Below are 21,319 nucleotides of genomic sequence, written 5' to 3' on the forward strand. Positions count from 1 at the left end.
CCATGTTCATCGACCCCGTATGTGGAATGACGGTCAAGCCAGAATCGCCCCATGAAACTGTCTTGGAGGGGGTTACCCACCGGTTTTGCAGTGCCAAGTGCAAGGCAAAATTTGAAGCGGACCCGGCGCACTATCTAGCCCCCAAGCCGGAACCCCAGCCGGTGTCGGAAGAGGAATTGCAGCGGGAATACACCTGTCCGATGCACCCAGAGGTGCGTCAGCTTGGCCCCGGTAGCTGCCCGAAGTGCGGCATGGCGCTAGAGCCGCTTGTTCCTGACCTTGAGGTCAGCGAGGACAATTCGGAATATCTGGATTTCCGTCGCCGCTTCTGGGGAAGCTTGCCTTTAAGTGTGGTCGTGACCGTACTGGCGATGGGTGGGCACTACTTCGAGAACCTCTCAGCTGCGAACCGGACATGGCTTGAGCTCGTACTCAGTACCCCCGTCGTGCTCTGGGCGGGCGCCCCGTTCTTTGTTCGCGGCTGGCAGTCCATCGTGACCCGCCATCCCAACATGTGGACGCTCATCAGCATCGGTACGGGCGCAGCGTTTCTCTATAGCCTCGTGGCAGCCATCGCTCCTGGACTGTTTCCCACTTCCTTCGAGGCACACGGGCGTATCGGCGTCTATTTTGAGGCGGCAGCGGTCATCATTTCCCTGACCCTTCTGGGGCAGATGCTGGAGCTTAGTGCGCGCTCGCAAACCTCGGCAGCCATCAAGTCCTTGCTCGGCCTTTCACCCAAAACCGCCCGACGCATCAATGCCGACGGTTCGGAAGAGGATGTGCCTTTGAACCATGTCCATGTGGACGAACTGTTGCGCGTGAGACCTGGGGAAAAGGTTCCGGTCGATGGTGTCGTCGTCGAGGGACGAAGCACAATCGACGAATCGATGCTGACCGGAGAGCCAATCCCGGTCAGTAAGGAAGCCCAGGACAAGGTGATTGGCGCAACCCTGAATGGCTCAGGCAGTCTGGTTATTCGGTCCGAGAGCGTAGGTACCCATACCGTACTTGCCCAAATCATTCAGATGGTCGCCCAGGCGCAGCGTTCGAAGGCACCGATGCAGCGCTTGGCGGATGTCGTGGCCGGCTACTTTGTTGTTGCCGTGGTCGCCATTGCGTTCTTGAGCTTCTTCGGCTGGGGATTCTTCGGAGGCGAGCGCGGCTGGTTGTTTGGCCTCATCAGCGCCGTGTCGGTACTCATCATTGCCTGCCCGTGTGCGCTGGGCCTGGCGACACCCATGGCCATCATGGTGGCCACCGGCAAGGCCGCGACCCAGGGGATTCTCTTCCGGGATGCAGCGGCCATCGAGCGCATGCGGGAAATCGACACCATCATCGTCGACAAGACCGGAACGCTGACCGAGGGCCACCCGGCATTCGAGCAGGTCGTGCCTGTCAGTGGTGTTGCGCCTGATGAAGTCCTGCGTCTGGCGGCAAGCCTGGACCAAGGGAGTGAGCATCCTTTGGCCGAGGCGATTGTCCGCGCCGCCAAGGAGAGAAGCCTGGCGCTCGAGAAAGCGGAGAGCTTCGAATCCTCCAGCGGTATCGGCGTGCACGGACAAGTTGGCGGCCGTCGACTTTCACTGGGAAATTCGACCCTCATGGCCCAGGAGAACATCAACCTGAGTCCTCTTGTCGCTCAGGCGGAAGAACTCAGGCGAACAGGGGCCAGTGTGATGTATCTGGCCGCTGATGGCGTACTGCTGGGCTTGTTGGCAGTCTCCGACCCGATTAAAGCGAGCACCCCTGAAGCGCTAAAAACGCTTCGAGATGCAGGCATTCGCGTGGTGATGGCGACGGGCGACGGAGAGCTGACTGCCAAGGCGGTCGGCCAGCGACTGGGCATCAACGAGGTCCATGGCGAAGTGAAGCCGGCCGACAAGTTGGCCCTTGTTGAACGACTTCAGGCTGAAGGGCGGGTAGTCGCCATGGCGGGTGATGGCATCAATGATGCACCAGCCCTGGCGCGTGCCGATGTTGGCGTAGCCATGGGGACGGGGACCGATGTCGCCATGAATAGTGCTCAGGTCACCCTGGTCAAAGGGGACTTGCGCGGTATCGCCCGCGCTCAAGCGCTATCCAGGGCCACGGTACGCAACATGCGACAAAACCTCTGGTTCGCGTTCGCCTACAACGCTCTTGGCATTCCCATCGCGGCTGGCCTGCTTTATCCATTCTTCGGCTTGGTCCTGTCACCGATGATTGCCGCGGCCGCAATGAGCCTGTCGTCGGTCAGCGTGGTCGGGAATTCATTGAGGTTGCGGAGTGCCTGAGTCGTACTTGAATTAAGGGGTTATGCAGTACAGCGACATGCCACTTTGTTGAGAATCAGATGATCGTCACCGAGTTTGCAGAGAGACTCAAAATGCTTATCCAGGTCCTCGAACAGGATGTAGCCGATGGAGAAATCGTCGGGTCGCTGAAACATGGGGCGCTTGAGTTGGTCGATGATTTCCTTCTCGCGTTTTGACGGGGCCACTAGGTAGAGGCGCTCCTCCTTCCCGGGAAGAGAGAGCGCCATGTCGGTTAGCCGGAGAATTCCGGAATAGATGGACGTGCTTTTCTCAACCTCGAATGCACAGGCAATCTTCGACTCTCCCTTGTGGAGCCACAGAACATCAATGAGCTCGGCTGTGGAGTGCACATCAGAGGGCAACCCAAGATTAGGTAGTTTCTCGAGGCAACGATAGCCAAGGGGGCTGCCTTGATAGACAGCACTGCGGTCGTTTCGGGCGACCAGTGTGTCGTACCCAAGTGCTCGACCGAGTTCGCAAAGTTGGTGCTGGACCTTGGTGTGTAGACGTTCTTCCGCCAAATCCTGCTGCACTTGGGTGTGACGCTTAAGTCTGACCTGCTCGACCTTTTCGTGCTCAGCATTGAGGGTCTCGGCGCCATTGCATCCCAGGCGACCCACACCAATTTCAAATAGCATCCCGCTGAACGCGCCAAGGTCCTTCGAAAGAATTCCGATGGCCGCGTTGGCTTCAATGATGGTCTCCCGCATCTCAAGATAGCTTTCCCAGGAGCCCAGCTTTTTCTTCGTCTGAAACAGTGCGTTGAAGCCGTTCAGCATCGCGGTGTTGAAGGGAGGGAAGAGCGTCGGATGCAGGAAGTAGAGAATATTGCCGACCGATGGCCCCAGTCCCTTGATGCCTTTGGCAGAGAGCTTGAGTACTTCTTTTTCCAAGGCCCGGACATCCGTTGTCTCCAGGCATGCGTAGAGAAATTCGCCAAACGCCTGCTTATTACCTTCGTTTTCGTAGATGTCGGGAATCCGAAGCTTGGGCTTCCAGTAGAAAGGATGGGCTGCACCTTCGAACACCTGTTTTTGTTCCGAAATACACCCGAGGACAAACTCTAGGGAGGAGCCCTTGAAGTCATTGGGAAAGCGCCCATGCTTGATGTCATCGACCACCGTGCCGACACCGCGACGAATGCTCCGAAAGGCCTTGAGGCGCTCTTCATTGCTGATAAACCAGGTGTTGTATACCGACTCGGGGTCAGCTTTATAGGATTCGGCGGTCGGCTGCAGAGTTTGCTTCATGACATAGGTTTAGGCAGGAGGGATAGTTGGTTTTACCAGTGGGGCAGAGGGAGGTCAAATGTGACCCGGGCCTGAAGTTCCGATTTGTATAGGAACTGCCCAGAAAGCATGGAAATGCTGACTAACTTGTAATCTCGAAGTCATCCTGCCGACAGTATCGACAGCGCAAACTTGAAACTAAGGGAAGGAGCGTCGCAGCCCCCCCCCCGGAAGGGTATGCCGCTCCCCAGCCACAAGAGGTAGTTGAGATGAACCTCCATAACCTGCAAAGCACTGACCCGGTCTGTCTGACGAAGCTGAATGCCGCGATGGCAAGCCATCAGCTGACCTATCGGAATGTCACATACCACTTTTGCTCTGCGCACTGCCACGAGCGCTTCTCCGACAACCCTGTGTTCTTCAGTGCGCCTCGACGGATTGATGAGCAGCACCCGATACCCAAGCATCACCGGCTGCGGATTGCCTCGGTTCCGCAGGCTATCCGCGAGGAGGCAGGAATTCGTCTTAACGAAGTCCGAGGCGTGAGCCGCGTTTTCATCGGTGATGGCTATGCAGACATCGACTACGACTTGAGGCTGGTCAGCCTGAATCAGGTCGAGGCGGCAATGAAAGATGCCGGGCTGCCGCCTAAGGGCTGGCTGCACGGACTGAGACGCAGCTTATGGAGTTTTGTTGAGCATAACGAGCTCGAGAATCTGGCAAGCCAGCCATCCCCCTGTTGCAGCAGGCCACCCATCCGTGTTCGGTAAATCCAAGAGGATTCATCATGAACAACATTGAAACCCGAAACGACGCGCCCGAGAAACATCACGCAAGGCGCTCAAGCTTGGCCTGGTGGGTATTTGCCGCTATTGCGCTCTTTTACCTGCTGACCGAGCATCAGGCCCATTTTCTGGGCGCACTTCCGTATCTGCTCCTGTTGGCCTGCCCGTTGATGCATCTCTTCATGCACCACGGTCATGGTCACCACTCGCACGATGAGGGAGACAAAAAATGAAGACCGATACAAGCGACTATGGCCTTTGGTCACTAGTCATCATCAACTCGCTGTTCTTCATCTTCTTCGCTGCCAGTTTCTTCAAGCCACAATCCAAGCGGGACTGGAGAACGCTCGGACTATTTTCGGCATTTGTCGTCGCCTTGTTCACCGAGATGTATGGCTTCCCGCTGACCATCTACCTGTTGTCAGGCTGGCTGACCGACAAATTTCCTGGCATCAACTGGTTGTCCCACGACGCCGGCCACCTGCCTGAGATGTTGTTTGGCTGGAAGGTCAATCCGCACTTCGGGCCATTCCACATTCTTTCAAATGTATTCATCTTGGTGGGCTTCTGGCTGCTCTCCAAGGCCTGGCCAGTCTTGTATAACGCCCAACGCAGCGGAGAACTGGCGTGCACGGGCCCGTATAGCCGAATCAGGCATCCCCAATATGCAGCCTTTATCCTGGTCATGTTTGGTTTCCTGTTGCAGTGGCCAACCATCATCACTGTATTGTTGTTCCCGATTCTTGTTGTGACCTATGTGCGCTTGGCTCATCAAGAAGAACAAAGTGCTCTGGCCAATTTAGGAGGTTCCTACAGGCAGTATATGGAACATGTCCCGGCTTGGTGGCCAAGAGGAAACCTGACAAATAAGTAATCTATTTGTCACCTGCCTGACGGTTTCAAAGGCGCACACTGGAATTGTCTTAACAAGACTACCTTGTTTAACCTTTGAGGAGTATGGCCATGAAACTGCAATCCCTGCTTTCCGCTTCCATTCTGGCTACTATTACTGCGCTTTCGGCCAGTGCATACGCCGAAGAAAAGGCTGCTCCTGCTGCTGAAGTGAAGGCAGAAAAAACCGCCCCTGCTCAAGCTGCGAAGCCGCACTCCCATGTCGAAGAAAAAACCGGGATTCCGCAGGATGTGAAGCCTGCCGACCCTGCCAAGAAGAATGCCGCCAAGGACAAGACCAAGCACTACCATCCGCGAGATATGAAGTAATTCATGCTTCGGAACAGGCGGCTCTTCGGAGCCGTCAATCATTTGAAATGCTAGATTTCGACACCACGCGTCATGGAAGCCGTTGCGCTTGCAAAATGCTTGCAGAGGCCATCGGCTGTGACCATAAAGCGATTAGTTTCAGGTTCTGTCGAAATTTCTTGATGAGGCGCTGGGTTGTTGAATGCAATCATGGTTGCCAAGAGCTACCTCCTGTTGAAAAGAAAAGCGAGCACTGGCACGACGTTGGGCCTATTGACCCGTTGAAGGCAATTCTCGTCAAAAACGACTGAGCTATTAGGCCCGGTAATGGATTCGTGACGGTACTGAATGGCTTCTTCTGGCTGATGCTGTTGAAAAACTCGATTTTTTGGACGGTTGTAGAACACTCAGAAAATCAGACCTTCACAATCGCTCTGTATTGAACAATTGCACTCTCGGGAATATCAAACCGACCCCGAAAAATGGGCCAAAAAGTCAGCTTTTGAGTTTTTCAACAGAATCCGCTGAAACCAGTCATCACTCAACGAAACTGCGAACGACAGCTCATGGCCGATTGGGTGACGCCATGGCCTGCGCCAAATTTGGCCAGAAGGTTGCCGCCGCTTGCAAGCTGCTGTGTCATTACTCTAAAAATTCCGTTATGCCCCAACTCAAGAATTTGCCATCCGGACCTTACACGCTGACCGACCTGATTCTGGTTTGGTCGATGATCCTTGTGGTGTTCGTCGGATTCTGGCTTCTCAATCGATACCTCAAACGAGCCCCGAAGAAGCCCCCTTACGAAACGTCTGACGGATCGTTTGCAAAAACGAAATAAGCGCCACCAATAACGAAGTCGCCGCCTATTCGACCAGGTCACCGCGAAGGAGAAGTGGGGAGCAACAGCGTAAAGCGGGTCACCCCATTCGTTGAACACACATCGACGTTGCCGCCATGCGCAAGAACAATTGATCGCGTAATGGCCAGTCCGAGACCCGAACTTTCCGTGGTTCGCAGACGCGAACTATCGACCCGATAAAAGCGGTCGAACAGTCGAGGCAGATGTTCAGCTGGAATCTCGCTCCCGGTATTTTCGACGGCAATACGTGTCAAACCGTCATCATATTTATCGATTTGCACTGTAACCCCCCCATCGCTCGGGGTGTGACGCAGCGCATTGGACAGCAGATTGCTGACCGCACGACGCAGCATCAATCGGTCTCCGACGATTTGGCCGCTACCAGAGAGTGACAAGGCAATCGACTTCTCTTCAGCTAGCACGTCGTAATACTCCAGCAAATCGCCAATTTCTTCGGCGAGGTCTATCGGTTCCTGGCTAGGGATGATCTGGTTGTTGTCTGCCTTTGCCAGGAAGAGCATGTCGGAAATGGTACGCGACAAGCGTTCGAACTCTTCTGCGTTCGATGCCAGGATGTCCCGGTAGTCCTCTGCAGAGCGTGCTTTCGAGAGCGTGACCTGAGTCTGGGTCAGCAGATTGCTGACCGGTGTTCGCAACTCATGGGCCAAGTCCGATGAAAAATCCGACAGGCGCTGAAAGGACTCCTCCAGGCGCGAAAGCATGCCATTCAGGGTATCGGCCAGATCAGCCAATTCGCGTGGGATGGCTTCGACCGGCAAGCGAGTATGCAGGCGATTGGCGGTAATCTCGGCAGCCTGACGCTTAATGGCCAGCAACGGCAATAGGCCGCGCCGGACGACAAACCAGCCGAGCAATCCCATCGCCAGGGTTGCCAAGCTCATGAATCCCCACAAAGTTTGTCGGAAGGAAGTCATAAAGTGCTCGTGATGCGAAATTTCGGTGGCAATCACCACGGTATAACTGCTGCCTCCATCGGTGCCAAGTTTGACCGTTGATGAAATTCCCCGCCATGGCAGGCCGTCGTTGGTGCTCCATTTAAAGGGTTGCTCGCGCCTTGGCGTGGTGCGGGTAGTTAGTAGATCCTGCGGAAACACCATGGATTCGTTGGCATACAGCGTTTCACCATTCTGATCATAGACAGCAACGATCAGTCCGTGATGCCCCGTCAGCGCATCATCCAATTGCTGGGTCAGCGTCTCGTTCGGCTGATTGCCCGGATCTCGTTCCAGAATATGCCTTGCCAACTGCATTTTTCCATTCAGCACATCCAAATCCTGCTCTTCGAAGTGGCGTTCAACCGCATTACCGATAAGTAGGCCGAGCAGAAACAGTACGAAGGCCGAGGCTAGTGCAAACAGCAGGGTCAGGCGGAGCGTCAGGGAGGGACTGCGGGGCGGTGTCAATCGGTAATCTCCAGAACATAGCCCATGCCGCGCACGGTACGAATCAATTTGGGTTCATACCCCTCGTCAATCTTGAGCCTGAGGCGTTTGATAGCGACCTCGATGACATTGGTGTCGCTGTCGAAATTCATGTCCCAGACCTGGGAGGCAATCAATGATCGGGGCAACACTTCGCCCTGGCGGCGTAATAGCAGTTCGAGCAGGGCGAATTCCTTGGCGGTCAGGTCGATACGTTTGCCGGCGCGATTGACCCGGCGCCGCAGCAGGTCAAGTTCGAGGTCGGCGGCGCGCAAGAACTCGGACTCCTTCGCCTTGCCGCCCCGCCGTAGCAGGGTCCGGACTCGCGCCAGCAGTTCAGAGAATGCAAAGGGCTTGACCAGGTAGTCGTCAGCGCCCAATTCCAGTCCCTTGACCCGGTCCTCGACCTGGTCGCGTGCCGTCAGAAACAACACCGGCATTTCCTTGCCGGCCCGGCGTATCCCTTGCAGCACCTGCCAGCCGTCGATGCCCGGGAGCATGACGTCGAGGATCGCCAGATCATAGGCCTCAGTGAGCGCCAGATGCAGCCCGTCGAGGCCATTGATGGCCAAATCCACGACGAAGCCTGCCTCGACCAACCCCTGCTTGAGGTAGGTGCCGGTTTTGGTTTCGTCTTCCACCACAAGAACTTTCATCGCTCTCTCCATCAATCATTGGCTATTAATGGCGCATTTTCCGTCGCTTTTGGAGGCTGATTGCCTAGATTACGGAAATGTAATCCGCAAATCAGCCAGATGTTGGTTTGACAAAAGCAAGATGTCCACCATCGGAGCAAAAGACTCCGCAAATTCCCAATGGAGCCGGCTTTGTCATTGGAAGAGACACTGGGCATCATGGAGCGGGAAGTTGGGCAGCATTTCGATCCGGCGATCCATGCTGCCTTCCGGCGGGTTGCTCCGGTGCTGTACGAACAAGGCCAAACCAAGGACCATGCCCAATGAAGCCAGGAATTGAAGGCGATGCTTGAACGATATTTCAAAATGAAACCGGCCCCCGAAGGAGCCGCTGAATTCACGTGACGTGGGAAATCAACCGCCCTGATGACCTTCCTTCAACAGGTTGTCGAGGCGCATAACTTCGTCGCCGTGCATGATGATCTTCTGACCATCCTTGGTTTCCATTACGGTGTCTTTGTTCATGCGGGTGGCACGACCGTACTTATCTTCCATACCCATTTTCCCATCTTTGAAGATGTAGACCGTCGAGCCGTCTTTCAACTCAATCACCTGTTTTGCCGCAGCACGAGCCGCATCGGATGCGAAGGCAGTCACCGAGACTGCGCTCATCAAGGCAACCACCAGCATTTTTTTCAGCATTTCAATCTCCTCAGGAAGTTGTACTGCAATATGAATATTAGGGAGTTGTTCCTGACAATTTGCCAACCGCTGGATGACGATTCCATCACCCGGCAGTCAGGTTGATCATCCGCGCTGGTAGACAGGGTTTTCGGTCACGTAGACGGTGATGTCGTCGGCGCCGGATACAATCTTGGAGAGCGGGAACGGTGTGGTACCGAGCGTATCGAAGGTCCAGACGACACTCTTGCCACCAACATTTATCTTGATGGTCTCCAGACGCGTGACATTCAGATATTTGCTACCGCTGGGTAGGGTGACCTCGCGGTCAGCATTCTTCGTGGCAGCGTAGCCAAACGAAGCCAGTTGATTGGCCGTCGGAGCGGTCTTGGTTTCCGAAACGTGGCTCAGCCAGTGGTTGGCGCCGCCCTCGGAATAATCCTCGTGAGCGTAGCTTGTTCCGACAGTAGCGAGGCTGAGCGCAGCAATCAGGGCCAGTTGGGAAAATTTCGTTTTCATGGTTCTCTCCTTTTGACATCGGGTTAATCGTGTCGGACTCATTTCGTCCAACCGTGATGCCATCTTAGGATTGCGATACCAACAGGACGCTGACCCCCGAGTTACGTTTTTGAAAGGTTTGAGACGCAAATTGTCAGGAAGCAAACTGTCGATTTGGGGTCTGCTCACGAAACGGAAAAAATCGTACGCTAAGACCCATTGAGTTGCTTGCGCCGGCCTTCCAGCAGCTTCCGACCGTCTTCCCGCAGGGAGCCGTCCGGCCCGACATGCCGATAGAGGGTCTGGCGGGTGACGTCCAGTTCCTCGCATAATTCGCTGACTTTCGTCCCGGGCTGGCCCATGGCCGCCATCGCCAACCGGACTTTCGCCGGTGTCATTTTGAATGGCGCACCGCCTTTGCGGCCCCGCGCCCGCGCCGACGCCAGTCCAGCCTTGGTGCGCTCCGAAATCAGTTCTCGCTCGAATTCCGCGAGCGCCGCAAAAATGCCGAACACCAGTTTGCCGGCGGGCGTCGTGGTATCGATGGAAGCGCCGTGCCCGGTGAGCACTTTGAAACCAATGCCGCGTTGCGTCAGGTCATGCACGGTGTTGATGAGATGGCGCAGATTCCGGCCCAGTCGATCAAGCTTCCAGACCACCAGGGTATCCCCTTCGCGCAGCGCCTTGAGCATCGCCGTCAGACCTGGCCGATCATCGAGCCGCCCCGATGCATGGTCCTCATAGATGTGACCCGGCACAACGCCGGCGGCGATGAGCGCGTCCCGTTGCAGGTCAACACTTTGCGACCCGTCGGACTTCGAGACCCGCATGTAGCCAATAAACATGACCGTCACCTAAACGTTCGATTGTGTGACATACAAAAGCTGTCATTCAGAAGACGACTGCACCAATCAACGAGACATGAAGCCTGCTGTGCATACGGCTCCTGACAGCCCGATATCAGGACTCCTCTGCACGAAACTCGTCTATGCTCAATACTCGTGTGCACCAAAGCGAGGCGAGCATGGCGACCGATACCGTACCGATTGCCGAGCGCGGCGTAGCCACCCTGTCAGAACAGGCATGGGAGCGTGCTCGCTGCCGCGCGGAGATCATTGGGCCGTTGGCGCAGTCGGAGACGGTCGGGCATGAAGCGGCCGACGCAGCAGCCCAGGCGCTGGGTCTGTCCCGGCGGCAGGTCTACGTCCTGATCCGCCGTGCCCGGCAAGGTTCGGGGCTGGTCACTGATTTGGCTCTTGGACAGTCGAGCGGTGGCAAAGGTAAAGGCCGCTTGCCGGAGTCGGTCGAACGAATCATCCGCGAGCTACTGCAAAAGCGCTTCCTGACCAAGCAGAAGCGCAGCTTGGCGGCGTTCCACCGTGAAGTTGCGCGGGTGTGCAAGCTGCAAAAGCTGCGGATGCCGGCGCGCAACACGGTCGCGTTGCGGATCGCCAGCCTTGATCCACTCAAGACCACTCGACTTCGGGAAGGCCAGGATGCGTCCCGCATCCTGCAAGGTGTTGGCGGTGTTCCTCCGCCAGTCTCCGCACCGCTGGAGCAGGTACAGATCGACCACACAGTCATCGACCTGATCGTGGTGGACGAGCGCGACCGGCAACCGATTGGCCGTCCGTACCTGACCCTCGCCATCGACGTGTTCACCCGCTGCGTGGTTGGCATGGTGGTCACGTTAGAAGCGCCATCTGCCGTCTCGGTCGGCCTGTGCCTCGCACACGCCGGTTGCGACAAGCGCCCTTGGTTGGAAAGGTTGGACGTGGAAATGGACTGGCCGATGAGCGGCAAGCCCGCGCTGCTCTACCTGGACAACGCGGCCGAATTCAAGAGCGAGGCGCTACGCCGTGGCTGCGAGCAGCATGGCATCCGGTTGGACTATCGGCCTCTCGGGCAGCCGCACTATGGCGGCATCGTGGAACGGATCATCGGCACGGCGATGCAAATGATCCACGACGAATTGCCGGGGACGACCTTCTCCAACCCTGACCAGCGCGGGGAATACGCCTCCGAGAAGATGGCCGCCCTGACACTGCGCGAGCTGGAACGCTGGCTCGCATTGGCGGTTGGCACCTATCACGGCTCCGTGCACAACGGCCTGCTCCAACCGCCGGCCGCACGCTGGGCCGAAGCTGTCGCGCGTACCGGCGTTCCAACCGTCATCACTCGCACCACGGCTTTTCTGGTCGATTTCCTGCCCGTCCTCCGCCGCACCCTGACCCGCACTGGCTTCGTCATCGACCACATCCACTACTACGCCGATGCGCTCAAGCCGTGGATAGCTCGGCGCGACCGCCTGCCTGCGTTCCTGATCCGGCGCGACCCACGCGACATCAGCCGCATTTGGGTACTGGAGCCGGAGGGGCAGCACTATCTGGAAATTCCATACCGTACCTTGTCGCACCCGGCTGTCACCCTCTGGGAACAACGGCAGGCGCTGGCGAAATTGCGGCAGCAAGGGCGCGAACAGGTGGATGAGTCGGCGCTGTTCCGCATGATCGGGCAGATGCGCGAAATCGTGACCACTGCGCAGAAAGCCACGCGCAAGGCGCGGCGCGACGCGGATCGACGCCAGCATCTCAAGTCAACGGAACAACCTGTCAAAACCACGCCACCAGCGGACACGGACATGGCAGACCCGCAGGCGGACAACCAGCCACCTGCCAAACCGTTCGACCAGATTGAGGAGTGGTAGCCGTGGACGAATATCCCATCATCGACCTGTCCCACCTGCTGCCGGCGGCCCAGGGCTTGGCCCGTCTCCCGGCGGACGAGCGCATCCATCGCCTTCGCGCCGACCGCTGGATCGGCTATCCGCGAGCAGTCGAGGCGTTGAACCGGCTGGAAGCCCTGTATACGTGGCCAAACAAACAACGCATGCCCAACCTGCTGTTGGTCGGTCCAACCAACAACGGCAAGTCGATGATCGTCGAGAAGTTCCGCCGCGCCCACCCGGCCAGCTCCGACGCCGACCAGGAGCACATCCCGGTATTGGTCGTGCAGATGCCGTCCGAGCCATCGGTGATCCGCTTCTACGTCGCGCTGCTCGCGGCGATGGGAGCACCATTGCGACCGCGCCCACGGCTGCCGGAAATAGAGCAACTGGCGCTGACACTGCTGCGCAAGCTCGGTGTGCGTTTGCTGGTGATCGACGAGCTGCACAACGTCCTGGCCGGCAACAGCGTCAACCGCCGGGAATTCCTCAACCTGCTGCGCTTCCTCGGCAACGAATTGCGCATCCCGCTGGTCGGTGTGGGCACACGCGACGCCTACCTGGCCATCCGCTCGGATGACCAGTTGGAAAATCGCTTCGAGCCGATGATGCTGCCGGTGTGGGAGGCCAACGACGATTGCTGTTCACTGCTGGCCAGCTTCGCGGCTTCGCTCCCGCTGCGGCGACCTTCGTCGATTGCCACGCTGGACATGGCTCGCTACCTGCTCACGCGCAGCGAGGGCACTATTGGCGAGCTGGCGCACCTATTGATGGCGGCGGCCGTGGCCGCCGTGGAGAGTGGTGAGGAAGCGATCAACCACCGCACGCTCAGCATGGCCGATTACACCGGTCCCAGCGAGCGGCGGCGGCAATTCGAGCGGGAACTGATGTGAAGCCAGCGCCACGCTGGCCACTGCATCCGGCACCCAGGGAAGCCGAAGCCCTGTCTTCGTGGCTCAACCGCGTGGCCCTTTGCTATCACATGGAAGTGTCCGAGCTGCTGGAGCACGATCTTGGTCACGGCCAGGTTGATGACCTGGACACCGCGCCACCACTGGCGCTGCTGGCGATGCTCTCCCAGCGGAGCGGTATCGAGCTGGATCGGCTGCGCTGCATGAGTTTCGCCGGCTGGGTGCCTTGGCTACTGGACAGCCTTGATGATCAGATTCCAGCCGCATTGGAAACCTATGCGTTCCAGCTCTCGGTACTGCTGCCGAGACTCCGCCGTAAGACGCGATCCATCACGAGCTGGCGTGCCTGGCTGCCCACCCAACCGATACACCGCGCCTGTCCGCTCTGCCTGAACGATCCGGAGAACCAAGCCGTACTGCTCGCGTGGAAGCTGCCCCTGATGCTGAGCTGCCCACTGCATGGCTGCTGGCTGGAATCCTATTGGGGCGTGCCAGGGCGGTTTCTCGGCTGGGAGAACGCCGACGCCGAACCGCGCACTGCCAGCGACGCGATTGCGGCGATGGACCAGCGTACCTGGCAGGCACTGACGACCGGCCACGTGGAGTTGCCGCGCCGACGCATCCACGCCGGATTGTGGTTTAGGCTGCTACGCACGCTGCTCGATGAGCTGAACACCCCGCTTTCGACGTGCGGCACCTACGCGGGGTATCTCCGCCAAATCTGGGAATGCTGCGGGCATCCGCTGCGTGCTGGGCAAAGTCTGTGGCGACCGTATGAAACCCTGAACCCGGCAGTACGGTTGCAGATGCTGGAGGCGGCGGCAACGGCAATCAGCTTGATTGAGGTGAGGGATATAAGCCCGCCAGGCGAGCACGCAAAGCTATTCTGGTCCGAGCCCCAAACCGGGTTCACCAGTGGCCTGCCGGCGAAAGCGCCGAAGCCCGAACCCGTCGATCACTGGCAGCGTGCAATCCAGGCCATTGATGAGGCCATCATTGAAGCACGACACAACCCCGAGACGGCACGCTCGCTGTTCGCGTTGGCTTCCTATGGTCGGCGCGACCCCGCTTCCTTGGAACAGTTGCGCGCCACCTTCGCGAAGGAAGGCATCCCCCCGGAATTTCTGTCACATTATGAGCCTAGCCTACCCTTTGCATGCCTTAGACAGAATGACGGGTTAAGTGACAAATTTTGACGTGCAGAGCTTCCCGATGCAAACTGTCACATAATCGAACGTATATGTGACAGGTACAAGATGCTGATTGGCTACATGCGAGTATCGAAGGCGGATGGCTCCCAGGCGACGGACTTGCAGCGCGATGCGCTGGTCGCGGCCGGTGTTGATCCGGCGCATCTCTATGAAGACCAAGCGTCCGGAAAACGCGAGGATCGTCCCGGTCTGGCGAGCTGTCTGAAGGCACTACGGCCAGGCGACACGTTGGTCGTTTGGAAACTGGATCGGCTCGGGCGCGACCTGCGCCATCTGATCAATACCGTCCATGACCTGACCGGACGCGGCATCGGCCTCAAGGTGCTGACCGGGCACGGCGCGGCCATTGACACCACGACCGCCGCCGGCAAGCTGGTCTTCGGTATCTTCGCCGCGCTGGCCGAGTTCGAGCGCGAGTTGATCGCCGAGCGCACCGTGGCGGGCCTGGCCTCAGCACGGGCACGCGGCCGGAAAGGCGGCCGGCCGTTCAAGATGACCGCCGCCAAGCTGCGGCTGGCGATGGCGGCAATGGGGCAGTCAGAGACCAAGGTCGGCGACCTGTGCCAGGAACTTGGCATCACGCGGCAGACCCTGTATCGGCATATTTCACCCAAGGGCGAGCTACGTCCAGATGGCGAGAAGCTACTCAGCCGAATTTGATGCCGACATGAGGCGACGTAGCGAAAGCGTGGTTTGTCTCAATTTGACGGCGGCGAACCGCAAGCGTTCGGTTCGCCGCTCGTTTCGGTCGCAGTGCTGGCCCGCGCCTGGAAACGTTGATAACACTCCAGCCCGCAGAAGTGCTCGACGTACTCCGCGCCTTCCGGTGTGAAGGCGGCATCGAGCGGAATTTCCTTGCAGCACACGCAGCAACTGGTGGCGGTCGGATCATTTGCATTCATGGTGGCACCCCTCCATTGACTGACGAAGACGGCGAATGCCGCCGCCGGCATCGGCTTTGCGAACAGAAAGCCTTGCCCGCGCTCGAACGCTTGGGCCCTCCGCCGTAGTCCATCCATCCGGCCGGGAAGCGCTCATGATCTTTCCCTGAATGCCCGCAACGCCCGCGCCAGTGACAGAAGAAACAGGCCGGTCAAACCGAGCGCCGTGATGACCCAATACTCGACAAGGAATGCACCGGCGGTTGTGCCGGCCAGCACGGCAGCGAGGATGGACAGGTGGCAGGGGCAAGTCAGCACGGCCAGCGTGCCCCACAGGTAGCCGGTGAACGGTTTGTGCGTCTCGGCCGGCATGCGCTCGGGGCTGTTCATGGCAAACTCTCCGCATGCTGTGCCGGCGCGGTCGGCATGGCGGCCAACTGCACTTCCAGATTGGCCAACGCTTCGCGCCGGCGTTCGACGAACTGACGCAGCACAGCAAGCTGCGCGGCAGTTTCATCGCAGTTCGCCGCATCCAGCGCCCGGCACAGCCGCGCCAATGCGCCGAGGCCGATGCCCGCCTCGAAGGCGGCCCGCACGAAGCACAGTCGCTGCAAGGCGGCGTCATCGAACAGGCCGTAGCCACCCGTGGTGCAGGCGACTGGCCGCAGCAATCCACGCAGCAGGTAATCGCGCACGATATGCACACTCACCCCGGCATCAAAGGCCAACCGGGACACCGTGTAGGCGTTCATCGAACACCTCCTTTTCCTCATCCGGCACAACACGAAAGCTGCTTCACGTCCTTGCTGAAGGTCTGCGCCGCGAGCTTCAACCCCTCGACCATCGTCAGGTAGGGGAACAACTGGTCGGCCAGTTCCTGCACCGTCATGCGGTTGCGAATGGCGAGAACAGCCGTCTGGATCAATTCGCCGGCTTCCGGGGCGACGACCTGCACGCCGATGAGCCGTCCGCTACCTTCCTCGATGACCAGCTTGATAAAGCCGCGTGTGTCGAAGTTGGCAAGCGCACGCGGCACGTTGTCGAGCGTGAGCGTGCGACTGTCGGTTTCGATCCCGTCGTGATGCGCTTCCGCTTCGCTGTAGCCCACGGTTGCTACTTGCGGATCGGTGAACACCACGGCCGGCATCGCGGTTAGATTGATGGCAGCATCCCCTCCGGTCATGTTGATCGCGGCACGGGTGCCGGCCGCTGCCGCCACATAGACGAATTGTGGCTGGTCCGTGCAGTCGCCGGCCGCGTAAATGTGTGGCGTGCTGGTGCGCATGCCCTTGTCGATGACGATGGCACCCTGCGCATTGACGGTGACTCCCGCCGCGTCGAGTGCCAGGCTGCGCGTGTTCGGTGTCCGTCCGGTAGCGACCAGCAGCTTGTCGGCACGTACTTCACCGTGTCCCGTGGTCAGCACGAATTCGCCGTTCACATGCGCGACCTGGCTGGCTTGCGTGTGTTCCAGTACCTTGATCCCTTCGGCACGGAAGGCCGCTGTGACGGCCTCGCCGATGGACGGGTCGTCGCGGAAGAACAGCGTGTTGCGAGCTAGGATCGTGACCTGGCTGCCCAGCCGGGCGAAGGCTTGCGCCAGTTCCAGCGCGACCACCGACGAGCCGATCACGGCTAGGCGTTCGGGAAGGGTGTCGCTGACCAGGGCCTCGGTCGAAGTCCAGTAGGGTGACTCTTTCAGGCCCGGAATCGGCGGCACGGCCGGGCTGGCACCCGTGGCGACTAAGCAGCGGTCGAAAGCTACCACGCGCTCGCCACCATCGTTTAAACGGACGACCAGGCTCTGCTCATCCTTGAAACGCGCCTCACCATGTACAACGGTGATGGCCGGGTTGCCGTCCAGAATGCCTTCGTACTTGGCATGGCGCAGTTCTTCGACGCGCGCCTGCTGCTGGGCCAGTAGTTTGCTGCGGTCAATCGCAGGCACAGTCGCCGCGATACCGCCGTCGAACGGACTTTCCCGACGTAAATGGGCGATGTGGGCGGCGCGAATCATGATCTTGGACGGCACGCAGCCGACGTTGACGCAGGTGCCGCCGATGGTGCCGCGCTCGATCAGCGAGACGTGCGCGCCTTGCTCGACGGCCTTCAGTGCTGCCGCCATTGCCGCGCCACCGCTACCAATGACGACGACCTGCAACGGGCGTTCGTTGCCACTGGGCTTATCAGCGGCCCCTATCCAGCCGCGCATCTTGTCGAGCAGGCCGGCGCGGTTGTCCGTCGGTGGCGCATCGGCAAGCGTTGCCTCGTAGCCCAGTCCGGCCACGGCGGTAGTCAGCGCATCCGATGACGTGCCCGCCTCAATGGCGAGTTGCGCTGTGCCCTTCGGATAGGACACCAGCGCCGATTGCACGCCGGGCACTTTCTCCAAGGCTTCCTTGACGTGAGCCGCGCACGAGTCGCAGGTCATCCCGGTGATTTTCAGGGTGGTCATGTATTTTTCCTTTTCTGTGGTGGCTACGGCTGTTGCCGTCAGCCACGTTGTTCTGGCAATTCACAGCTGTCCGGCCCGCAGCGGCGATGTGCTGGCGAGATGAAATCCCAGACCGACACCCCAACCATCAAGGCCAGGCCGACATAGAGCAGTCCACCGCTCTGCCAGCCGTAAGCCCGCATTAAAAACACCGCTGCCAGCACCAAGATCGGGCCTATCGTGCCTAGCGCCGTGCGTCGCCACTGTCGATGATTGAGCCAAGCGATAGCATTGGCGAGTAACGCGATGCCGGCGAACATCGGCAGCAGGATGCCAATGAATAGCCCCTCGTACTGGCTCAAGAAGCCCAGTCCGATGGCCGCGCCAAAGCTGGCGATGGCAGGAAAACAGGCGGCGCAGCCCATCGCGGAAACGACGCTGCCGAGCGCGCCGGTTTTGCCAGCGATGCGCGTGATGAGTCCCATGTGTCGCTCCCGAGTTCGGTTAACGGATCAGCGTTTGAGGCTGGACGGATAGCCCGCGTCCTCGGTCGCCTTGGTCAACTTCTGGACGTTGGTCTTGGCATCGTCGAAGGTGACGACGGCCTGGCGCTTGTCGAAACTTACGTCGGTCTTGCTCACGCCCTCAACCTTGGAAAGCGCGTGCTTGACAGTGATCGGGCAAGAGGCGCAGGTCATGCCAGGCACGGACAGCGTGACGGTCTGAGTGGCGGCGAACACGGGGGCAACGAAAGCGGCGAGAGCGAGGGAGGCAAACAGCTTTTTCATGATGAACTCCTGATTAGTAGAAAAATGGCATGACGTAGGGAAAACCAAGCGCGACCAAGACCAACACGGCGACGAACCAGAAAATGAGCTTGTAGGTGGTGCGCACTTGCGGAATCGCGCACACCTCGCCCGGCTTGCAGGCTGCGGTCGGTCGGACGATGCGCCGCCAGGCAAAGAACAGTGCAACCAGCGCCGCGCCGATGAAGATCGGCCGATACGGCTCCAATACCGTCAGGTTGCCGATCCAAGCGCCGCTGAACCCCAAGGTGACCAGAACCAGCGGCCCCAGGCAGCAGGCCGAGGCGAGGATGGCAGCCAGCCCGCCGGCGAAGAGCGCCCCGCGCCCGTTTTGTGGTTCAGACATGCGCGTGTCCTTTCGAATTTAAATTGGATAGCGTAACCTTACTTCCGTAGTCATGTACGGAGTCAAGCAATATGGAAAACAATTTGGAAAATCTGACCATCGGCGTTTTCGCCAAGGCGGCCGGGGTCAACGTAGAGACCATCCGGTTCTATCAGCGCAAGGGCTTGTTGCCGGAGCCGGACAAGCCTTACGGCAGCATCCGCCGCTATGGCGAGGCGGATGTAACGCGGGTGCGGTTCGTGAAATCAGCCCAGCGGCTGGGCTTCAGTCTGGATGAAATAGCCGAACTGCTGCGGCTGGAGGATGGCACCCATTGCGAGGAAGCCAGTAGTCTGGCCGAGCACAAGCTCAAGGACGTGCGCGAAAAAATGACTGACTTGGCGCGTATGGAGTCGGTGCTTTCCGAACTTGTGTGTGCCTGCCACCTGCGGCAGGGGAATGTTTCTTGCCCGCTGATTGCTTCACTGCAAGGGAAGAAAGAACCGCGCAGTACCGACGCGGTGTAGCCAAGGGAACTACGCCTAAGCGTGCTTTATTTTCCGTTTTCTGAGGTGACGTCAACCGTCAGAAAAAACCGTGCGGCCGACTTTTGATAATTCGTGCTATCGCCTTCTGAAAATGACAAAAGCAGCTCCGTCAGAACTTCCGTTATCGTCACGTAACCCGTATTGTATTCTATGTGCCGAGAACGATAGTGACTGAGAGATTATGTAACAGTACTGGCACGTTCAGACCAAAAATTGGCTTGTACCTAGGTTGGTCTCGATATATCATTTTCGCAAATGTCTAAATGAGATTCGTAACGTGGCCACTTCCGCCAAAGTGATCGTCAGTCCAGTCTGCAACGTGACCTGCTTCGAGCAGGAGAAGGTCGCGCGAATCAAAGCCGAACTGGTTAAAGAGGAACACCTGCTGCCCCAACTCGCCGAGCTCTACAAGTTGCTGGGCAACGTCACCCGGCTCAAGATCCTGCTGGCACTCGCCCAGGGCGAACTGTGCGTGTGCGACGTGGCCCACGTGCTCGGGATCACCGTGGCGGCAACCTCCCATCAATTGAAGCTGCTCCGCGATCAGGGCTGGCTCGCCATGCGCAATGACGGCAAGATGGTCTATTACCGCGTACATAGCGAAGGTCTGCTCAAAGCGCTCAAAGGCGATTGCTGCCTGCTGGAGGAGCGGCTCGCGTGAGCAGCGCAGTTATCGACAACTCCACGCTGGAGGCAGTGCGCAGCGAATTGGGCAGCGCGATGACGGCCACCAAGTGCCATCGCTGCGGCTGCTATCAGGATACGGTGCAGGCGCTCGCCGGCTCGTCCGTCCTGCCGGCCGTCTTGGTATCGCAACTCGTCGAGGCGCGCGCCTTGTTCGAGCCCAAGCGCTACGACTGCCTGGGCTGCGAGGTCTGCTGGCCGGCCCTAGCCATCAACGCCGCCGCCGAGCTCGACCCGGCGCTCGCCCAAGCCGGCCACTGCGCCACCGAGGCGCCCGAGGAACGCGCCGGCTGGCCGCCATTGCCCGGGGACTACCGCGTGCTGCGCTTCCACGCGCCGGTAGCGGTGTGCACCCTGAACTCCGACGAGCTGGTGCCGTGGCTCGCCGCCGCGCACCCGCCCGGCCTAGCCATCGTCGGCAGCCTGCACACCGAGAATCTGGGTATCGAGCACCTGATCCGCAACCTGCTGCCCAATCCCCACGTGCGCTTCCTCGTGGTCTGCGGGGAAGATACGCGCCAGGCTATCGGCCACCTGCCGGGGCAGTCGCTGGTGAGCCTGATGCGCGAGGGTCTGGAGGAAAGCGGGCGCATCCGCGGCGCCCAAGGCAAACGTCCCATCCTCAAGAACGTCGGCCGCGAGCAGGTGGAGGCTTTCCGCCGCCGGCTGCAGGTGGTGGACCTGATCGGGACCACTGATCTCGAAGCGATCGCCGGCAGCATCGCCGAGGCCGCCGCGAACGATCCTGGCCCGGCGGAAGCGGTCACGGCCGAGGCGCCCGCGGTGCCCGTCCAATGGGCGGTGGAGCCGTTGCGCCTCGTCTCCGATCCAGCGGGTTACCTGGTGATCTACCCGGACCGGCGGCGGCACCTCCTGGTGCTGGAGCACTACGCCAACAACGGCGTGCTCACCCGCGTGATCGAGGGCGCCACGCCGACGGCCCTCTACGGCACGGTCATCGCCGAGGGGCTCATCAGCCGGCTCGACCACGCCGCCTACCTGGGGCGTGAACTGGCGCGCGCCCAGCATGCGCTCGCCACCGGGGAGGACTACGTGCAGGACCGCGCCCCGGGCGAAGATGATGCTGCATCGCCGGCCTGCTCCGGCGGCAGTTGCAGTTGTACGGCATCGGCCGCAGGCGTCCGATGAGAACATGAAAGGAATCAAG

28 protein-coding genes are annotated in these 21,319 nt (G+C 59.3%); 14 read left to right on the forward strand and 14 right to left on the reverse strand.

What is annotated here, in order from left to right:
- Window positions 1-2: 2 nt before the first annotated feature.
- Window positions 3-2,276: a heavy metal translocating P-type ATPase gene (locus GH663_RS17985; RefSeq protein WP_153133027.1), complete on the forward strand. Its 2,274-nt coding sequence runs from the start codon at window positions 3-5 to the stop codon at window positions 2,274-2,276.
- A gap of 20 nt (window positions 2,277-2,296) precedes the next feature.
- On the opposite strand, the gene GH663_RS17990 is transcribed toward GH663_RS17985, so the two are convergent.
- Window positions 2,297-3,547 carry a type II restriction enzyme NmeDI-related protein gene (locus GH663_RS17990; protein ID WP_153133028.1) on the reverse strand — a complete coding sequence of 417 codons (1,251 nt, stop codon included), beginning with the start codon at window positions 3,545-3,547 and terminating at the stop codon, window positions 2,297-2,299.
- 248 nt (window positions 3,548-3,795) lie between these two features.
- Here GH663_RS17990 and GH663_RS17995 point away from each other — a divergent pair, with 248 nt between their 5' ends.
- From GH663_RS17995 to GH663_RS18010, 4 genes are all read left to right on the forward strand, one after another.
- Window positions 3,796-4,296: a YHS domain-containing protein gene (locus GH663_RS17995; protein ID WP_153133029.1), complete on the forward strand. Its 501-nt coding sequence runs from the start codon at window positions 3,796-3,798 to the stop codon at window positions 4,294-4,296.
- A 17-nt stretch (window positions 4,297-4,313) separates the two neighbouring features.
- Window positions 4,314-4,544, forward strand: a complete 231-nt coding sequence (locus GH663_RS18000) for a DUF2933 domain-containing protein (RefSeq protein WP_153133030.1) — start codon at window positions 4,314-4,316, stop codon at window positions 4,542-4,544.
- On the forward strand, window positions 4,541-5,185 hold the full coding sequence (locus tag GH663_RS18005) for a methyltransferase family protein (RefSeq protein WP_153133031.1): 645 nt from the start codon (window positions 4,541-4,543) through the stop codon (window positions 5,183-5,185). The genes GH663_RS18000 and GH663_RS18005 overlap by 4 nt, the downstream gene beginning before the upstream one ends.
- 89 nt (window positions 5,186-5,274) lie before the next feature.
- Window positions 5,275-5,532: a hypothetical protein gene (locus GH663_RS18010; RefSeq protein ID WP_153133032.1), complete on the forward strand. Its 258-nt coding sequence runs from the start codon at window positions 5,275-5,277 to the stop codon at window positions 5,530-5,532.
- Window positions 5,533-5,582: 50 nt separating this feature from the next.
- On the opposite strand, the gene GH663_RS18015 is transcribed toward GH663_RS18010, so the two are convergent.
- Window positions 5,583-5,732, reverse strand: coding sequence for a hypothetical protein (locus GH663_RS18015; protein WP_153133033.1), 150 nt, complete (start codon window positions 5,730-5,732; stop codon window positions 5,583-5,585).
- Between the two features lie 365 nt (window positions 5,733-6,097).
- Between GH663_RS18015 and GH663_RS18020 the strand changes: the two genes are divergently transcribed.
- Complete coding sequence (locus tag GH663_RS18020; RefSeq protein WP_153133034.1) at window positions 6,098-6,349, forward strand: hypothetical protein; 252 nt, start codon at window positions 6,098-6,100, stop codon at window positions 6,347-6,349.
- 38 nt (window positions 6,350-6,387) lie between these two features.
- Here the strand turns inward: GH663_RS18020 and GH663_RS18025 are convergent, their stop codons facing one another.
- Both GH663_RS18025 and GH663_RS18030 read right to left on the reverse strand, forming a co-directional pair.
- Window positions 6,388-7,794 carry a heavy metal sensor histidine kinase gene (locus GH663_RS18025; protein ID WP_153133035.1) on the reverse strand — a complete coding sequence of 469 codons (1,407 nt, stop codon included), beginning with the start codon at window positions 7,792-7,794 and terminating at the stop codon, window positions 6,388-6,390.
- A complete protein-coding gene (locus GH663_RS18030; RefSeq protein WP_153133036.1) occupies window positions 7,791-8,468 on the reverse strand; it encodes a heavy metal response regulator transcription factor in 678 nt (225 codons plus the stop codon). The genes GH663_RS18025 and GH663_RS18030 overlap by 4 nt, the downstream gene beginning before the upstream one ends.
- Window positions 8,469-8,645: 177 nt before the next feature.
- On the opposite strand from GH663_RS18030, the gene GH663_RS21395 reads away from it, so the two are divergent.
- Window positions 8,646-8,774, forward strand: coding sequence for a hypothetical protein (locus tag GH663_RS21395; RefSeq protein WP_281349788.1), 129 nt, complete (start codon window positions 8,646-8,648; stop codon window positions 8,772-8,774).
- 87 nt (window positions 8,775-8,861) lie between these two features.
- Here GH663_RS21395 and copK read toward each other — a convergent pair whose 3' ends face one another.
- The 3 genes from copK to GH663_RS18050 form a co-directional block, all read right to left on the reverse strand.
- Window positions 8,862-9,149 (reverse strand): periplasmic Cu(I)/Cu(II)-binding protein CopK, encoded by a 288-nt coding sequence (gene copK / locus GH663_RS18040; protein ID WP_153133037.1) that lies wholly within the window; start codon window positions 9,147-9,149, stop codon window positions 8,862-8,864.
- Window positions 9,150-9,254: 105 nt separating this feature from the next.
- Window positions 9,255-9,647, reverse strand: coding sequence for a CzcE family metal-binding protein (locus GH663_RS18045; protein WP_153133038.1), 393 nt, complete (start codon window positions 9,645-9,647; stop codon window positions 9,255-9,257).
- 188 nt (window positions 9,648-9,835) lie between these two features.
- Window positions 9,836-10,471, reverse strand: a complete 636-nt coding sequence (locus GH663_RS18050; protein ID WP_153133039.1) for a recombinase family protein — start codon at window positions 10,469-10,471, stop codon at window positions 9,836-9,838.
- Between the two features lie 179 nt (window positions 10,472-10,650).
- On the opposite strand from GH663_RS18050, the gene GH663_RS18055 reads away from it, so the two are divergent.
- The 4 genes from GH663_RS18055 (at window position 10,651) to GH663_RS18070 (ending at window position 15,133) form a co-directional block, all read left to right on the forward strand.
- Window positions 10,651-12,333: a TnsB C-terminal domain-containing protein gene (locus GH663_RS18055; RefSeq protein ID WP_011494284.1), complete on the forward strand. Its 1,683-nt coding sequence runs from the start codon at window positions 10,651-10,653 to the stop codon at window positions 12,331-12,333.
- Between the two features lie 2 nt (window positions 12,334-12,335).
- A complete protein-coding gene (locus GH663_RS18060; protein WP_013741668.1) occupies window positions 12,336-13,244 on the forward strand; it encodes a TniB family NTP-binding protein in 909 nt (302 codons plus the stop codon).
- The gene (locus tag GH663_RS18065) at window positions 13,241-14,458 is read left to right on the forward strand and encodes a TniQ family protein (RefSeq protein WP_009288528.1); all 1,218 of its coding nucleotides are present in this window, start codon (window positions 13,241-13,243) and stop codon (window positions 14,456-14,458) included. Before GH663_RS18060 ends, GH663_RS18065 begins: the two co-directional genes overlap by 4 nt.
- Window positions 14,459-14,533: 75 nt before the next feature.
- Window positions 14,534-15,133 (forward strand): recombinase family protein, encoded by a 600-nt coding sequence (locus GH663_RS18070; protein WP_034390065.1) that lies wholly within the window; start codon window positions 14,534-14,536, stop codon window positions 15,131-15,133.
- 38 nt (window positions 15,134-15,171) lie between these two features.
- Here GH663_RS18070 and GH663_RS21105 read toward each other — a convergent pair whose 3' ends face one another.
- The 7 genes from GH663_RS21105 to merT form a co-directional block, all read right to left on the reverse strand.
- Window positions 15,172-15,375 (reverse strand): DUF3330 domain-containing protein, encoded by a 204-nt coding sequence (locus GH663_RS21105; protein WP_005413391.1) that lies wholly within the window; start codon window positions 15,373-15,375, stop codon window positions 15,172-15,174.
- Between the two features lie 132 nt (window positions 15,376-15,507).
- A complete protein-coding gene (gene merE, locus GH663_RS18080; protein ID WP_005413392.1) occupies window positions 15,508-15,744 on the reverse strand; it encodes a broad-spectrum mercury transporter MerE in 237 nt (78 codons plus the stop codon).
- The gene (gene merD / locus GH663_RS18085) at window positions 15,741-16,106 is read right to left on the reverse strand and encodes a mercury resistance co-regulator MerD (RefSeq protein ID WP_005798827.1); all 366 of its coding nucleotides are present in this window, start codon (window positions 16,104-16,106) and stop codon (window positions 15,741-15,743) included. Before merD ends, merE begins: the two co-directional genes overlap by 4 nt.
- 17 nt (window positions 16,107-16,123) lie before the next feature.
- Window positions 16,124-17,809, reverse strand: a complete 1,686-nt coding sequence (gene merA / locus GH663_RS18090) for a mercury(II) reductase (RefSeq protein ID WP_005798829.1) — start codon at window positions 17,807-17,809, stop codon at window positions 16,124-16,126.
- A gap of 38 nt (window positions 17,810-17,847) precedes the next feature.
- Window positions 17,848-18,273: an organomercurial transporter MerC gene (gene merC / locus GH663_RS18095; RefSeq protein ID WP_000522996.1), complete on the reverse strand. Its 426-nt coding sequence runs from the start codon at window positions 18,271-18,273 to the stop codon at window positions 17,848-17,850.
- 27 nt (window positions 18,274-18,300) lie between these two features.
- Window positions 18,301-18,576, reverse strand: coding sequence for a mercury resistance system periplasmic binding protein MerP (gene merP, locus GH663_RS18100; RefSeq protein WP_004178136.1), 276 nt, complete (start codon window positions 18,574-18,576; stop codon window positions 18,301-18,303).
- 13 nt (window positions 18,577-18,589) lie between these two features.
- The gene (merT, locus tag GH663_RS18105; protein ID WP_005798838.1) at window positions 18,590-18,940 is read right to left on the reverse strand and encodes a mercuric ion transporter MerT; all 351 of its coding nucleotides are present in this window, start codon (window positions 18,938-18,940) and stop codon (window positions 18,590-18,592) included.
- Window positions 18,941-19,011: 71 nt separating this feature from the next.
- Between merT and merR the strand changes: the two genes are divergently transcribed.
- From merR to GH663_RS18120, 3 genes are all read left to right on the forward strand, one after another.
- Window positions 19,012-19,446 carry a mercury resistance transcriptional regulator MerR gene (merR, locus tag GH663_RS18110; RefSeq protein WP_005798840.1) on the forward strand — a complete coding sequence of 145 codons (435 nt, stop codon included), beginning with the start codon at window positions 19,012-19,014 and terminating at the stop codon, window positions 19,444-19,446.
- Between the two features lie 298 nt (window positions 19,447-19,744).
- A complete protein-coding gene (locus GH663_RS18115; protein WP_153133040.1) occupies window positions 19,745-20,128 on the forward strand; it encodes an ArsR/SmtB family transcription factor in 384 nt (127 codons plus the stop codon).
- Window positions 20,125-21,300: a tetrahydromethanopterin S-methyltransferase subunit A gene (locus tag GH663_RS18120; protein ID WP_246181639.1), complete on the forward strand. Its 1,176-nt coding sequence runs from the start codon at window positions 20,125-20,127 to the stop codon at window positions 21,298-21,300. Before GH663_RS18115 ends, GH663_RS18120 begins: the two co-directional genes overlap by 4 nt.
- Window positions 21,301-21,319: the final 19 nt, after the last annotated feature.

This window comes from Dechloromonas hortensis (assembly GCF_009469765.1).
Taxonomy (GTDB): domain Bacteria; phylum Pseudomonadota; class Gammaproteobacteria; order Burkholderiales; family Rhodocyclaceae; genus Azonexus; species Azonexus hortensis.